Below are 13,158 nucleotides of genomic sequence, written 5' to 3' on the forward strand. Positions count from 1 at the left end.
CGGGCAGTTTCTGTTATCTCGGTGAACGCGGCACGCCCGGTCAACCGATATCGGTTGTTTCAGGAGATGCTCTGGCATGCTGATGCCATGCATTTTGTGCTGACCATCAACCAGCGGGACACCCGCGAGGCGGGAGACCAGGTCCCCGACCTGCTGCGCTCCCTGCGGCACATCCCTGCTGCGGTGGACTTCCAGCGCTCGGTGGGCGATGAAGCCCAGGGCATCCTCGCGCACCCCTCGGCCGCTGTTGACGCGGCTCTGGTAGCCATCCGCGCCCGCCGCTGGAACGTGGGAATCGGCATCGGCGAAATCCGCAGGCCGCTGCCCGCTGATGTGATGCAGGCGGAGGGCTTTGGCCTGGTCTATGCACGCCGGGCCGTGGAACGGGCGCAGCGGTCGGGTGACCGCATCCCGCTGGCCGTTCAAGGTCCCGACGCCGAGGTGGCCTCCGAGGCCGAGGCAGTGCTGCGCCTGCTGGGCCAGATCGTTGCCAGCCGGACCGCCGCCGAGTGGAAGGTCCTGGACCTCATGACTCCAGGGGCCCGGGGGCAGCAGAAATACGTGGCGGAAGAACTGGGAATCACGGCACAGGCGGTCAGCAAGGCCGTGGTCCGCTCCCACTGGGTTGAGGAATGGGCCACGCGGCCGGCCGCCGCACGCCTGCTGGACCTGGCCTCCGGGCCGGTTTCGCTCCCGCCCGCTCCCCTGCCCTACTCGGCGCGGTAAGCCGCTAGCGCCGCACAAGCAGGCTGCGGAGAACCTCCGCTGCGCCGTCCTCGTAGACCGAGCCGGTCACTTCGGAGGCTGCCGCCACGACTTCCCCCGGGGACTGGCCCATGGCCACTCCGCGGGCTGCCCAGGACAGCATCTCTATGTCATTGCGCCCGTCGCCTACGGCAACGGTGTGCATCGGGTCGATGCTGAGCCGGCGCCGAACCTGTTCCAGGGCCGAGGCCTTGGTGACGCCGGCAGCCGCGATATCCAGCCAGGCAGTCCAGCCCACGGAGTACGTCACCCCGTGCAGCCCGATTGCCTCCACGGCCTGGCCGAATTCCTCGGCAGTGCTGTCAGTGCTGAACACCACGACGCGCACGGCCTTGCAGTCCCGCAGGTATTCGAAGTCAACAGCCTGTGCTTCTGCGCCGAAGCTGGCGTCCTGGAAGCGTTCAGTGGAAAGGAAACGGCCCTCATGGTCTTCCAGCGCGAACTTGGCGGTGGGCAGTTCCACGCGCAGGGCGTCCAGGGCCGGGCGCGGGTCGAAGACCACACGGTCCACGATTTCGTAGCCGTCCGGCAGGGAGGTATCCACCTGCAGGGTGACGCCGCCGTTGGAACAGACGGTGAATCCCTCCGTGAGGCCGATGTTCTCCAGCACCGGGAGTGCGGCGCCAAAGGAACGGCCGGTGGAAATCACCAGGTGGTGTCCGGCGTCGATTGCGTCCCTGGCCGCGGACCGGACATTCGGGGACATGTGCCCGTCGTGGTCCACCAGGGTTCCATCGACGTCCAGGGCTACGAGGTGCTTGCTGTCTGTGTTGAACCGGTCTTCGGTGCCGGCTGAAGTGAGAGTAGTCATCGACTCATATAAACAGAAGCCGGTAAATACCGGTAGGACGAGGTTCACACTCCGGGCAAACAGCCGGTGAACTCTTCCGGGAGGGACTTCGCTGCCCCCGCCGGGCGGGGGCAGCGAACGCCTGCTACTGGACCGGGAGCACTTCCAGGCCACCCATGTAGGGCTGCAGTGCCTTGGGTACGTTGACCGAGCCGTCCGGGTTCTGGTGGTGTTCCAGGATGGCGACGATCCACCGGGTGGTGGCCAGGGTGCCGTTCAGGGTGGCCACCGCACGGGTCTTGCCGTCCTGGCGCTCACGGATGTTCAGGCGGCGGGCCTGAAACGTGGTGCAGTTCGAGGTGGAGGTCAGCTCGCGGTAGGCGCCCTGCGTGGGAACCCATGCCTCGCAGTCGTACTTGCGGGCTGCGGACATGCCCAGGTCTCCGGCAGCGGTCTCGATCACGCGGTAGGGAAGCTCCACCTTGGCGAGCATTTCCTCTTCCCAGGCCAGCAGCCGCTGGTGTTCCGCGGCGGCTTCCTCGACGGAGGTGTAGGTGAACATCTCCACCTTGTTGAACTGGTGCACGCGGATGATTCCGCGGGTGTCCTTGCCATGGGAACCGGCTTCGCGGCGGTAGCAGGAAGACCAGCCGGCGTAGCGGACGGGCCCCGAGCTGAGGTCCATGATCTCGTCGGCGTGGTAGCCGGCCAGCGGGACCTCGGAGGTTCCGACCAGGTACAGGTCGTCTTCGGCGAGGCGGTAGATCTCGGCGTCGTGTGCGACGTCGAAGCCGGTGCCCTGCATGGTCTCGGGACGGACCAGGGTGGGGGTAATCATCGGGATGAATCCGGCCTTGATGGCCTGGTCCATGGCCATCTGCAGCAGGGCCAGCTCCAGGCGAGCTCCAACGCCGCGCAGGAAGTAGAACCGGGATCCGGAAACCTTGGCGCCGCGTTCCATATCGATCGCACCGAGCAGTTCGCCCAGTTCAAGGTGGTCGCGCGGAGTGAAGCCTTCGGCGTCGAAATCACGTGGCTTTCCAACGGTCTTCAGCACGGTGAAGTCGTCCTCGCCGCCGGCGGGAACGCCGTCCTCGACGACGTTGGCGACCCGTCGGACGAGGGCCTCCTGTTCGGCCTGCACTGCGTCGGCTTCGGTGCCGGCAGCCTTGACGGCGGCAGCCAGTTCCTTCACCTCTGCCAGCAGCGCCTGCTTCTCCTCGCCCTTGGCCTGGGCGACGCGCTTGCCGAAGGCATTCTGCTCGGCGCGCAGGGTCTCGTAGCGGGTCCGGGCAACCCGGCGGCGGGCATCCGCGGAAATGATCGCGTCCACCAGCTCCGGCTCGGCCAGCCGGGCGCGCTGGGATGCTCGGAACTTCTCAGGATTTTCTCGCAGCTCATTTACATCGATCACGTCTCAAGAGTACCGAAAACCGCATCTGGGACCCGCACCCTGCCCGGCGGCTATCCTGAAACCACCATGCCCGCCGAAATCGCCGTACTCCTGCTCATTGTGGCCACCGCCGTCATCGCCTCGATCGCCACCTGGCAGGTGACCTCGCGGCGGCATCGCCGGCAGGCGGCTGCCGGCCGGATCACCCGTCCGGTTGCATCGGCAAGCCAGCGGGTGGCGGTGGTGATCAACCCCATCAAGGCCCAGGCCGCGGAAGCGAAAGCTGCACTCGCGGCCGCATGCGAAATGGCCGGGTGGGAACCGCCGCTGGTTTTCGAGACGACAGTGGACTCCCCCGGCTACCGCCAGGCGCAGGACGCGCTGGCGGCGGGGGCCGACGTCGTACTGGCCGCCGGCGGTGACGGTACCGTCCGCGAGGTGGCGCGGGCGCTGGCCCACCAGCGTGCGGCGATGGGACTGCTGCCGCTGGGAACCGGCAACCTGCTGGCCCGGAACCTTGGGGTGGCGGTAAATGACCTGCCCGGCAGCATCCAGGCTGCGTTGCACGGCACCGAACGGCGGATCGACATGGGCCGGCTGGAGCTTGAAAACTCACGCACGGGTGCACGCTCGGCCAGCAACTTCCTGGTCATGGGCGGCATCGGCCTGGATGCTGAAGTGATCGCCGCAACCCGTGATGACCTGAAGCGCCGGGTGGGCTGGCTGGCCTACAGCGAGGCAGGCATCCGGCTGATGCCTGGGCCGCGGCGGCGGATGCGGATCCAGCTCGACGACGCCCCCGCCCAGGTGCGCAAGGTCCGCAGCGTACTTTTCGCGAACACCGGGAAGCTGCCTGCCGGAATCGACTTCATTCCATCAGCCGCCCTGGACGACGGGATGCTGGACATTGTGGTGCTTACTCCCCGCACGGTCCTGGGCTGGATGGCGGTTGCGGGCAAAGTGGTGACCCGGCACCGCAAGGAGCTCTCCCTGATCGACTACACCAGGGCGCGCAAGGTCACCGTCAGCACCGAGGAGCCGATCATCACCCAGCTCGACGGCGACCTGACCGGCGCAGCAACGCGGGTGAGCGTAAGCGTGGACCCGCGTTCCCTGCTGGTGCGGGCTCCGGACGCAGAAACCGGTCCCGCCGCCGTGACAGGCGGCTGGACCGGCGGATTCAGGCGTTTCGGTGCCGCTTAGCCGCTTAGCGGCTTAGCGGCTTCGCCGCTTAGTCCTGCGTGCCTTCTGAGTCGGTGTAGCTGCCTTCGGTTTCCGCGGCAGAATTCGAGGTCGGCGGCGGCTGCTTGCGCCCGTCGGCGTCGGTGTACTCGCCTTCTTCATGCTTCACGGATGCCGGAGAAGCCTGTTCGCGGATGAGCTCCTGCTCTTCGGCGAAGCGGAGGTCGTTCCCCTGGTCGCCAATGTCGCCGCGGTAGTTGTCATCACCGCTGGCCTGCCCGCTGGGCTTGGGGTTGGTGAGCTGCTCGTCTTCGTTCGGGTACTCGCTCATGGTCCGCCTTTCACATTGATGGCTTCTCCCACCGGCGCCGGGCCGGTGGTCTATAAGCATACTTACCATAAACCCGGGCCCTTTCGCGGGTTATTCGCTCAGCAGTTCCCGCACGGCCGTCTCGGAGGCGGAGTATCCGGCAACCGGAATGACCTCCCCGTCCAGGAAACGGTCCACCAGCCGGGGATCAACATAGGACTTCCGCGCCACGGCCGGGGTGTTGCCCAGCCGTTCGGCAACCTCCCGAATAGTCTGCGCCACGGCCTGCTGCTGTGCCCGCTTGGTTGAGGCCGTCCGTGCAGCCCGGGCAAAGCCCATTGCCGCAGAGACGGTGGCCTGCCAGGTCCGGAAATCCTTGGCACTGAAATCTCCGTTCGTCACTTCCCGAAGGAAGCCGTTCAACTGGGAGGCGTCAATGCTGTGCCACTGCCCGTCCACACCTACGTAGGCAAGGGCAGTGTCCGGATCCGGACGCTCCAGCATTGGCGCGAGCGCCGCCACGAGGTCTTCGTCATCAAGCTCCACATGCCATTCCTGGCCGCTCTTGCCCGGGAAGTCCAGCAGCAGGCGGGTGTCCCGGACCTGGACGTGCTCCACCCTCAGGGTGGTGGTGCCGTAGGACCCGTTCATTTCCGCATACCTGGATCCACCCACCCGCAGGGCCCCCGAATCAACGATCCGCAGGGCCGCGGCCAGCGCGCGTTCGGGCCCATTGCCGTCCGAGCGGAGGTATTTGGTGATGATCCGGCGTGCGGACGGCAGCGCCTGGGCAAATTCGAGCGCGCGGTCGAACTTCTCCCGGTCCTTCATTTGGCGCCACTGCGGATGGTAGATGTACTGCCGCCGCCCCGCCCCGTCCTGGCCGGTGGCCTGGATGTGGCCATTGGCGTAGGGGCTAATCCAGACGTCCTGCCACGCAGGCGGAATGGCAAGGGCGCGGATCCGGCGCAGTTCCACCGGGTCCTTCAGGACCTCGCCCCGCAGGCCGCGGTAGCTGAACCCCTTGCCCCACCGCAGGCGGGTGTAGCCGGGATGTTCGCAGTTGCTGCGGCGCAGGCGTGGCATGTCAGCCGTTAATCAGGGATTCGAGCCACTGGTCCGCTGCCTCGAAGGCGGAGTCGGAGGTGTGCGGCAGGACATGCGCGCGGCGGTGGTCCGCACGCGGGTAGGAGCCCAGGAACCTCAGCTCCGGCGACACCCGGTGCAAGCCCTTGAGCGCATCCGCCACCCGGGCGTCGGAGACATGCCCGTCGGCGTCGATGCTGAAGAAGTAGTCCCCCAGGAAGGCTCCGGTGGGCCGCGACTCGATCCGGCTGAGGTTCACTCCCCGGGTGGAGAACTGGTCCAGGATCTCCATCAGGGCACCCGGGCGGTCCTCGGGCAGCGGAATCACCACAGTGGTCTTGTCCGCGCCGGTGGGTTCCGGCAGCAGCCCGGGGAGGCTGATCAGGATAAACCGGGTCACGGCGTCGGAAATGTCCCCAATGTCCCGGGCAGCCACGTTCAGGCCCAGCCGCGAGGCAACCAGCGGGGCGCAGATAGCGGCGTCGAATCCGGAAGAATCATCCTGCAGCCCGACGGCGGCGGCGGCTGTTGACGAAGCCGGAATATATTCCGCTTTGGGAATATTCGTTTCGGCCCAGTTGCGGCACTGGGCCCAGGCGTGGCTGTGGGTTGAGACCCTGCGAACGTCTTCGAGTTCAATGCCGGGCCGCACCGCCAGCACGAAGGTGATGGGCACCAGGATCTCTCGAAGGATCCGCAGCGGCTGCCCAATGGAAATGGCGTCCAGCGTTGCGCTGACACCGCCTTCCACGGAATTCTCGATCGGCACCACCGCGGCGTTGGCGTGCCCCGAACGGACCATCTCCAGCGCGGACGTGACGCTGGTGGACGGGATCCTTACCGCGTCGGCGGCACCGGGGACCTGCAGCAGGGCCGCTTCGGTGAAGGTCCCCTCGGGCCCCAGATATGTGTAGACCATGGTTCCCGGGAGCTTGGGCTGCCCGGCGGTGCCCGCAGGACTCATACGACGGTCGGTTCCTGACCGTTTTCGGAAACCATTTCCTTGCCCGCTTCGAGCCAGGCACCCATTCCGCCGGTGACGTTGACCGCAGAGTAGCCGTGGGATTCGAGCCACTGCGTTGCACGTGCGCTCCTCCCGCCGGAACGGCAGATCACAGCGAGGTCCTGGTCCGGATCAAGGTCATCGAGGCGGTCGGGGAGCTGGTCCAGGGGAATGTGCACGGCGTTCGGAATGTGCCCTGCTTCCCACTCGTAGTCTTCGCGGACATCCAGGACCCGGGCACCTTCGCCAATCGCGTCCACAGATACGTTTTCCATCTCGCTCACACTTCCTCGCAGTCTCTCTTACCGGGGTCTGACAAGGCACAGAACCAACCCGCTGCGGGGGCGCCCGTGCTGTTTATCCCAGCCTATAGTGGGATGCACCGCCAGAGAACAAAGCCCCCCGCGCACCGGAGGTAACAATGCCCAATGGTCCAGCCGCCCCGTCCCGGTCAGGGACGCCTTCCGGGGAGGGGATCGGTTCGCTCAGCGCCCTCGCGCTGCGCGATGCCCTGGCCTGCGGCGACGTTTCCGCCCGGGAAGCCACGGAATACTTCCTGGGGCGTATCGAGGCCTTGAATCCGGACTTGGGATCCTTCATCACCGTCACCGCGGACACAGCGCTGGCTGAGGCACGGCGGGCCGACGACGCAATGGCCGCCGGGCGCCCGCTGGGAATCCTGCACGGCATGCCGCTGGCACACAAGGACCTCACCGACGTCGCCGGCGTTCCCACAACCATGGGCAGTGCCGCCGTTCCCCCGGTTCCAGCTGGTGCAGACGGCCCCCTGCCTGCCGTGCTGCGGGCGGCGGGTGCGATCAACTTGGGCAAGACGCAGGTGCCGGAGTTTGGCCTCAGCAGTTACAGCGAGAACCTCGTGGCACCCCCGGCCCGGAATCCCCTGAACCCGGCGCTCAGCCCGGGCGGCTCCTCCGGTGGCAGCGCAGCCGCAGTTGCAGCAGGCATGCTGCCTTTCGCTCCCGGTACCGACGGCGGCGGTTCAGTGCGCATCCCGGCGGCCGCCACCGGGCTGGTAGGCCTGAAGCCAAACCGCGGCAGGGTGCCTTCCGGCGGGGGCCAGCGGGATCTGGGCCAGTTCGTGGTTGCCGGGCCGCTGGCACGAACGGCTGCCGACGCTGCTCTCCTGCTCGATGCGATGACTGCTGAACCGAACTACCACGCCACCAGCGCACCACCGGCATCCGGCTCATTCCTTGAGGCGGCACTGCGGGCCGAGGGGAGGTTCCGCATAGGCGTCAGCACCCGCTCCCCCTTCGAATCACGCCTGGACATTGAACTGGGGCCGGAGGCGCTGCTGGGCCTGGAAGCCGGAGTCCTGGCCCTGACCGGAGCAGGACACGAGGTCTCCGAAGCCGACGTGCACTACGACGAGCGTTACCCCGACGCTTTCGAACTGGTGTGGACCGCGCCGCTGGCCAACATCCCGCTGCCCCCGGAGGGCGAGCAGAAGCTGACCCCGCTGACGGCTGCCATGCGCCGCCGCGCGCTCCAGCGCTCCGCCGCGGACCTGGCCGGCGCCGTCGAGGTGCTGCGCGGCTTTGAAGAGGAGACCATCTCCCAGTTCTCCGCCTGGGACATGGTCCTCACCCCGACGGTGGCGATGACTCCCCGGCCGATCGGCTGGTACTGGACCGGGGACGCCGCGGATGACTATGCCCTGCAATGCCGCTACTCGCCGTTCACCTCAATGGTGAACGTATGCGGCCTCCCCGCCGTCACCATCCCGGCCTATGTGACCGCCGATGGCCTGTCCATGGGCGTGCAGCTGATCGGGCGCCCGGGTGCGGAGGCTGACCTGTTAGCGGTGGCTGCCCAGTTGGGTCTCTAATAACAGGCAGAGCCTTAACGGGGAGCCTTTTTGTCCAGCATGTGGACAAATGTGCCGTTTTAACGGTGATGCTGGCCACATAGCCTTGCATGAAAGCGGGTAAAACACCTTGATTTCCGCTTTTGGCGTTGAATCCGTCACAGCGGTGTTTTGGGACTATTAAACGATGAGTCCAAGCCCCACCACTACCAGCCCCGCGCCAACCGCGCGGAAGGCATTTTTCGGCCATCCCCGGATGCTCGCGAATCTCTTCAGCGTTGAGCTCTGGGAACGCTTCTCCTTCTACGGCATGCAGGGCATCCTGCTGTACTACATGTACTACTCCGTCACCGACGGCGGACTGGGCATGTCCGAGGGAGTGGCTGCAGGCCTCGTTGGCGCCTACGGCGGCGGCGTGTACCTCTCCTCCATCGTCGGCGCCTGGGTAGCGGACCGCCTCCTGGGATCCGAACGGACCCTCTTCTACTCGGCCATCCTCGTCATGGTCGGCCACATCTCGCTGTCACTGGTTCCCGGTTACGCCGGACTGGCAATCGGACTGGTACTCATCGCCATTGGCTCCGGCGGCCTGAAGGCCAACGCCACCGCCCTGGTGGGAAGCCTGTACGACGAGAAGGATGAACGCCGCGACGCCGGATTCTCCATCTTCTACATGGGCATCAACATCGGCGGCCTGATGGGCCCCATCCTCACCGGCCTGCTCTGGGATTCCCTCGGCTTCCACTTCGGCTTCGGCCTCGCCGCTGCCGGCATGGCCATCGGCCTGGCCCAGTACGCCGCGACCCGCAAGTACCTGCCGGAGTCCGCACATCTGGTAGCCAACCCGCTGCCCAAGAGCCACTTCGTCCGCGTTGGGGCTATCGCCGCAGCGGCAATCGTCGTCGTACTGGCCGCAGTTGCCTTCGGCTTGATCAACAGCGAAAACCTGGTCGGCCTGATGGCAATCCTCGCCCTCGGCGCAGCGATCGCATACTTCGTGGTCATCCTGTCCAGCAAGCGTGTAAGCCAGGTTGAACGCCGCCGCGTGTTCTCCTTTATGCCGCTGTTCGTAGCGAGCACTGCCTTCTGGGCGCTGTTCCAGCAGCAGTTCACCGTTGTGGCGCTCTACGCAGACACCTCGCTTAACCGGGAGATCTTCGGCTGGGAAATGCCGCCCAGCTTTGTCCAGTCCATCAACCCGATCTTCATCATCATCTTTGCCGCCGTGTTCGCAAGCATGTGGACCAAGCTGGGCACCCGCCAGCCGGGCACCCCGCTGAAGTTCGGAATTGGCCTGGCCGTGATGGGCCTGGCGTTCCTCGCCTTTATCCCGTTCTCCGGCGGCGGCCCTGCCAGCACCCCGCTGCTGGCGCTGGCCGGCATCCTGCTGCTGTTCACCTTCGCTGAACTGTCGCTGTCCCCAACCGGCCTCTCCGCAGCGACCAAGCTGGCTCCGGCCGCGTTCCCCACGCAGATGGTTGCACTGTTCTACCTGTCGGTCTCCCTGGGCAGCACGCTCTCCGGCTGGCTGGCACAGTTCTACAGCCAGGACACCGAAGTCAGCTACTTCTCCTTCCTGGGCATCACCGCAATCGTCTTGGGCATCGCCCTGGCCCTGTGCGCCCCGGCAATCAAGAAGCTCATGGGCGGAGTACGGTAACCCGTTCTTTCACTTCGCCTAGCAAAAAGTGCCCGTTTGGATTCCAAATGGGCACTTTTTGCGTATCGACTGCTTGCCGAACCACGCCCCAGCGTGTGGACACTCTGGGGATTTTGAACCCGCAGTGTCGATCATTTGTCCGGCTGCCCCGCGCTCTGGCATGCATCTGTCTCCACGTCGTGCGACACATTAGACATTGTGACTGCCCTCACAGTTAGTATCGTTCAATCAGCCGGTGCTGAACTGCACCCGTTTGCCGGGCTCCGATCAACGACGTCGGGCCGGGGACCGGATGCCAGCGTCCGGCACAACGACACCCTGCCCGGCCGGCGCCGTCCGCCCCCGGGCAGCGCACTGAAAGGGCAACGATGAAGCGTTCAAAGACAGGGGCACTGGGGGCCCTGCTGCTGGGTGCATCCCTCGCGGCGACCGGCTGCGGCTCGGATTCCGCCGCAAGCGGCGATTCGGACATGGTGAGGATCGGCATCACCCAGATCGTGGAGCACGATGCCCTGACCTCCGCCAAGGAAGGATTCAAGCGGGCGCTGGCCGAGAACGGCTACACCGAAGGCGAGAACATCTCCTACGACGAGCAGAATGCAGCCGGGGAGCAGGCCACTGCCACCTCCATCGCCTCAAAGTTCGCCTCTGACGACCTGGACCTGGTGCTGGCGATCGCGACGCCGACGGCACAGGCCGCTGCCCAGGCCATCACCGACATTCCGATCCTCATCACGGCTGTTACCGAACCGGAAGAAGCCGGGCTCGTCGATTCCTGGGACGCACCGGGCGCCAACCTCACCGGCACGAGCGACCTCAATCCTGTTGCAGACCAGCTGGCACTGATCAAGGAACTGGCGCCGGACGCCAAGACGGTGGGAATCGTCTACAGCTCCGGTGAAGTGAACTCCGAAGTGCAGATCGAACTGGCCCAGGAAGCGGCAAAGGATCTTGGCCTCGAACTGAAGCTCGCCGCAGTGAGCAACACCGCTGAGGTGCAGCAGGCTGCCGAGTCCCTGGACGTGGATGCCTTCTACATCCCCACGGACAACAACGTTGTGGCTGCCCTGGACTCCGTCGTCCAGATTGCGGAAACCAAACAGATCCCGCTGGTCACCGGTGACGCCGGTGCCGTCGAAGCCGGCGGCCTTGCCACCTGGGGCATCGACTACGAAGCGCTCGGTTACCAGACCGGCCTGATGGCCATCAAGATCCTGGAAGAGGACGCCGACCCGGCCACCATGCCCATCGAAACCCTGGATGAAGTGCAGCTTGTGGTCAACAAGACCGCCGCCGCCAACATGGGCATCGAGATTCCCGCGTCGATGCTCGAAAAGGCCGACAAGGTCATCGAGTAATCCTCGAAGCTGCCTTTCCCACCCTGCTGTAAGGAACAGAACTTCCATGATCACTGCTGTTGAACTGGGGCTTATCTACGCCGTTATGGCCCTGGGCGTTTACCTCACCTTCCGGATCCTGGATTTTCCGGACCTTACCGTGGATGGCAGCTTCACCACCGGCGCAGCCGTGGCGGCCATTTCCATCACCAACGGGGTTCCACCCCTGGCCGCCACGGCCGCCGCGTTTGGAGCGGGCCTGGTAGCGGGCTGTGTCACCGGGCTGCTGCACACCAAGGGCAAAATCAACGGGCTGCTGGCCGGCATCCTGACCATGATTGCCCTGTACTCCATCAACCTGCGGATCATGGGAACGTCCAACCTTTCCCTGCTCCGCGAGGACACCCTCATCACACCCCTGCGTGAAAACGGCTACCTGGGCGGCGCCGTCGCGATTGCCCTCTTCGCCCTTTTGGCCCTGGGCGTGAAGCTCTTCCTGGACTGGTTCCTCCACACGGACCTGGGCCTGGCCATGCAGGCCACGGGCGACAACCAGGAAATGGTCAGCAGCTTCGGCGTCAGCACGGACCGGATGAAGATCCTGGGCCTGGCGCTCTCGAACGGTTTCGTCGGCCTGTGCGGTGCCATGGTGGCCCAGTACCAGGGCTTCGCGGACATTGGCATGGGCATCGGACTGATTCTTGTGGGCCTCGCATCGGTGATCATCGGCCAGGCCATCTTCGGCAGCCGGCTGATCGTGGTTTCCACCCTGGCAGTCGTCCTGGGTGCGGTTGTCTACCGGATCGTCATCGCCCTGGCCCTGGACCTGGGCTTCGAGCCCAACGACATGAAGCTGATCTCTGCGGTGCTGGTTGTGCTGGCCCTGATTCTGCCGCAGTGGAAACTCTTCCGCAGGCTGCCCACCTTCAGCAGCCTGCGCAAATCCACCGTCACCACGGCCAGCTAGCAGGAAAGCCAAAACGATGCTGAAAATCGACAACGTACAAAAGACCTTCTTCGCCGGCACCGTCAACGAACGCGTGGCACTGGCGAAAATCGACCTGGAACTGCACGCCGGAGAGTTCATCACGGTGATCGGTTCCAACGGTGCGGGCAAGTCCACATTGCTGAACATGGTTTCGGGCAAGCTCCGCCCGGACACCGGATCCGTGCTGATCGACGGCAAGGACGTCACGAAGCTGGCCGACTACCAGCGGGCCAAGTTCATTGGCCGGGTGTTCCAGGACCCCATGGCCGGTTCCGCCCCGCAGCTGAGCATCGAACAGAACATGTCCATTGCCTACGAGCGCGGCAAGCGCCGCGGCCTGGGCTGGGGCGTTTCAGGCAAGAAGCGCGAGCTGTTCCGCGAGGACCTCAAGTCCCTGGAACTGGGCCTTGAGAACCGGCTGAAGGCCAAGGTCGGCCTGCTCTCAGGCGGCCAGCGCCAGGCGCTCTCCCTGCTGATGGCAACGTTCAGCGAACCGAAGATCCTGCTGCTGGATGAGCACACCGCCGCCCTGGACCCGCAGCGCGCGGCACTGGTTTCACGCCTCACGGGTGAAATCGTGGCCCGCCACAAGCTCACCACGCTGATGGTCACGCACAACATGCAGCAGGCCCTGGACCTGGGAACGCGGCTCATCATGATGCATGAAGGCCGGATCATCCTGGACCTGGACAGCACCCAGAAGGCCGCAATGACCGTCCCGGACCTGCTGCACGAATTCGAGAAGATCAAGGGCGGGCTGGACGACCGGACGCTGCTCCAGTAGCCCTTCCCCTTCCCAACCCCCCATCGAGAGGA

13 protein-coding genes are annotated in these 13,158 nt (G+C 65.4%); 7 read left to right on the forward strand and 6 right to left on the reverse strand.

Annotated elements, in window-relative coordinates:
• Positions 1-87: 87 nt before the first annotated feature.
• Positions 88-726 carry a hypothetical protein gene (locus tag ABFX29_RS03820; RefSeq protein ID WP_152227154.1) on the forward strand — a complete coding sequence of 213 codons (639 nt, stop codon included), beginning with the start codon at positions 88-90 and terminating at the stop codon, positions 724-726.
• Between the two features lie 4 nt (positions 727-730).
• Here the strand turns inward: ABFX29_RS03820 and ABFX29_RS03825 are convergent, their stop codons facing one another.
• Positions 731-1,576: an HAD family hydrolase gene (locus ABFX29_RS03825; RefSeq protein WP_152225005.1), complete on the reverse strand. Its 846-nt coding sequence runs from the start codon at positions 1,574-1,576 to the stop codon at positions 731-733.
• 124 nt (positions 1,577-1,700) lie between these two features.
• Positions 1,701-2,969, reverse strand: coding sequence for a serine--tRNA ligase (gene serS, locus ABFX29_RS03830; RefSeq protein ID WP_152225007.1), 1,269 nt, complete (start codon positions 2,967-2,969; stop codon positions 1,701-1,703).
• Positions 2,970-3,035: 66 nt separating this feature from the next.
• Between serS and ABFX29_RS03835 the strand changes: the two genes are divergently transcribed.
• Positions 3,036-4,151: a diacylglycerol/lipid kinase family protein gene (locus ABFX29_RS03835; RefSeq protein ID WP_152225009.1), complete on the forward strand. Its 1,116-nt coding sequence runs from the start codon at positions 3,036-3,038 to the stop codon at positions 4,149-4,151.
• Between the two features lie 28 nt (positions 4,152-4,179).
• Here ABFX29_RS03835 and ABFX29_RS03840 read toward each other — a convergent pair whose 3' ends face one another.
• The 4 genes from ABFX29_RS03840 to ABFX29_RS03855 all read right to left on the reverse strand — a co-directional run bounded on the left by ABFX29_RS03840 (position 4,180) and on the right by ABFX29_RS03855 (position 6,804).
• Entirely contained in the window at positions 4,180-4,461 is a 282-nt protein-coding gene (locus tag ABFX29_RS03840; protein WP_152225011.1) for a hypothetical protein, read from the reverse strand.
• A 90-nt stretch (positions 4,462-4,551) separates the two neighbouring features.
• Positions 4,552-5,526 carry a DNA topoisomerase IB gene (locus ABFX29_RS03845; RefSeq protein ID WP_152225013.1) on the reverse strand — a complete coding sequence of 325 codons (975 nt, stop codon included), beginning with the start codon at positions 5,524-5,526 and terminating at the stop codon, positions 4,552-4,554.
• A 1-nt stretch (position 5,527) separates the two neighbouring features.
• A complete protein-coding gene (pheA, locus tag ABFX29_RS03850; RefSeq protein WP_246167181.1) occupies positions 5,528-6,490 on the reverse strand; it encodes a prephenate dehydratase in 963 nt (320 codons plus the stop codon).
• A complete protein-coding gene (locus ABFX29_RS03855) occupies positions 6,487-6,804 on the reverse strand; it encodes a rhodanese-like domain-containing protein (RefSeq protein ID WP_420831131.1) in 318 nt (105 codons plus the stop codon). The genes pheA and ABFX29_RS03855 overlap by 4 nt, the downstream gene beginning before the upstream one ends.
• Before the next feature lie 146 nt (positions 6,805-6,950).
• Between ABFX29_RS03855 and ABFX29_RS03860 the strand changes: the two genes are divergently transcribed.
• From ABFX29_RS03860 to ABFX29_RS03880, 5 genes are all read left to right on the forward strand, one after another.
• Positions 6,951-8,378 carry an amidase gene (locus ABFX29_RS03860; protein ID WP_152225016.1) on the forward strand — a complete coding sequence of 476 codons (1,428 nt, stop codon included), beginning with the start codon at positions 6,951-6,953 and terminating at the stop codon, positions 8,376-8,378.
• A 166-nt stretch (positions 8,379-8,544) separates the two neighbouring features.
• Complete coding sequence (locus tag ABFX29_RS03865; protein WP_152225018.1) at positions 8,545-10,017, forward strand: peptide MFS transporter; 1,473 nt, start codon at positions 8,545-8,547, stop codon at positions 10,015-10,017.
• A gap of 368 nt (positions 10,018-10,385) precedes the next feature.
• Positions 10,386-11,375, forward strand: coding sequence for an ABC transporter substrate-binding protein (locus tag ABFX29_RS03870; protein ID WP_152225020.1), 990 nt, complete (start codon positions 10,386-10,388; stop codon positions 11,373-11,375).
• A 46-nt stretch (positions 11,376-11,421) separates the two neighbouring features.
• Positions 11,422-12,321 (forward strand): ABC transporter permease, encoded by a 900-nt coding sequence (locus tag ABFX29_RS03875; RefSeq protein WP_055240510.1) that lies wholly within the window; start codon positions 11,422-11,424, stop codon positions 12,319-12,321.
• 16 nt (positions 12,322-12,337) lie between these two features.
• Complete coding sequence (locus ABFX29_RS03880) at positions 12,338-13,126, forward strand: ABC transporter ATP-binding protein (RefSeq protein WP_152225022.1); 789 nt, start codon at positions 12,338-12,340, stop codon at positions 13,124-13,126.
• Positions 13,127-13,158 lie beyond the last annotated feature (32 nt).

It is taken from the genome of Arthrobacter gandavensis, assembly GCF_039528575.1.
In the GTDB taxonomy this organism is placed as follows: domain Bacteria; phylum Actinomycetota; class Actinomycetes; order Actinomycetales; family Micrococcaceae; genus Arthrobacter_B; species Arthrobacter_B citreus_B.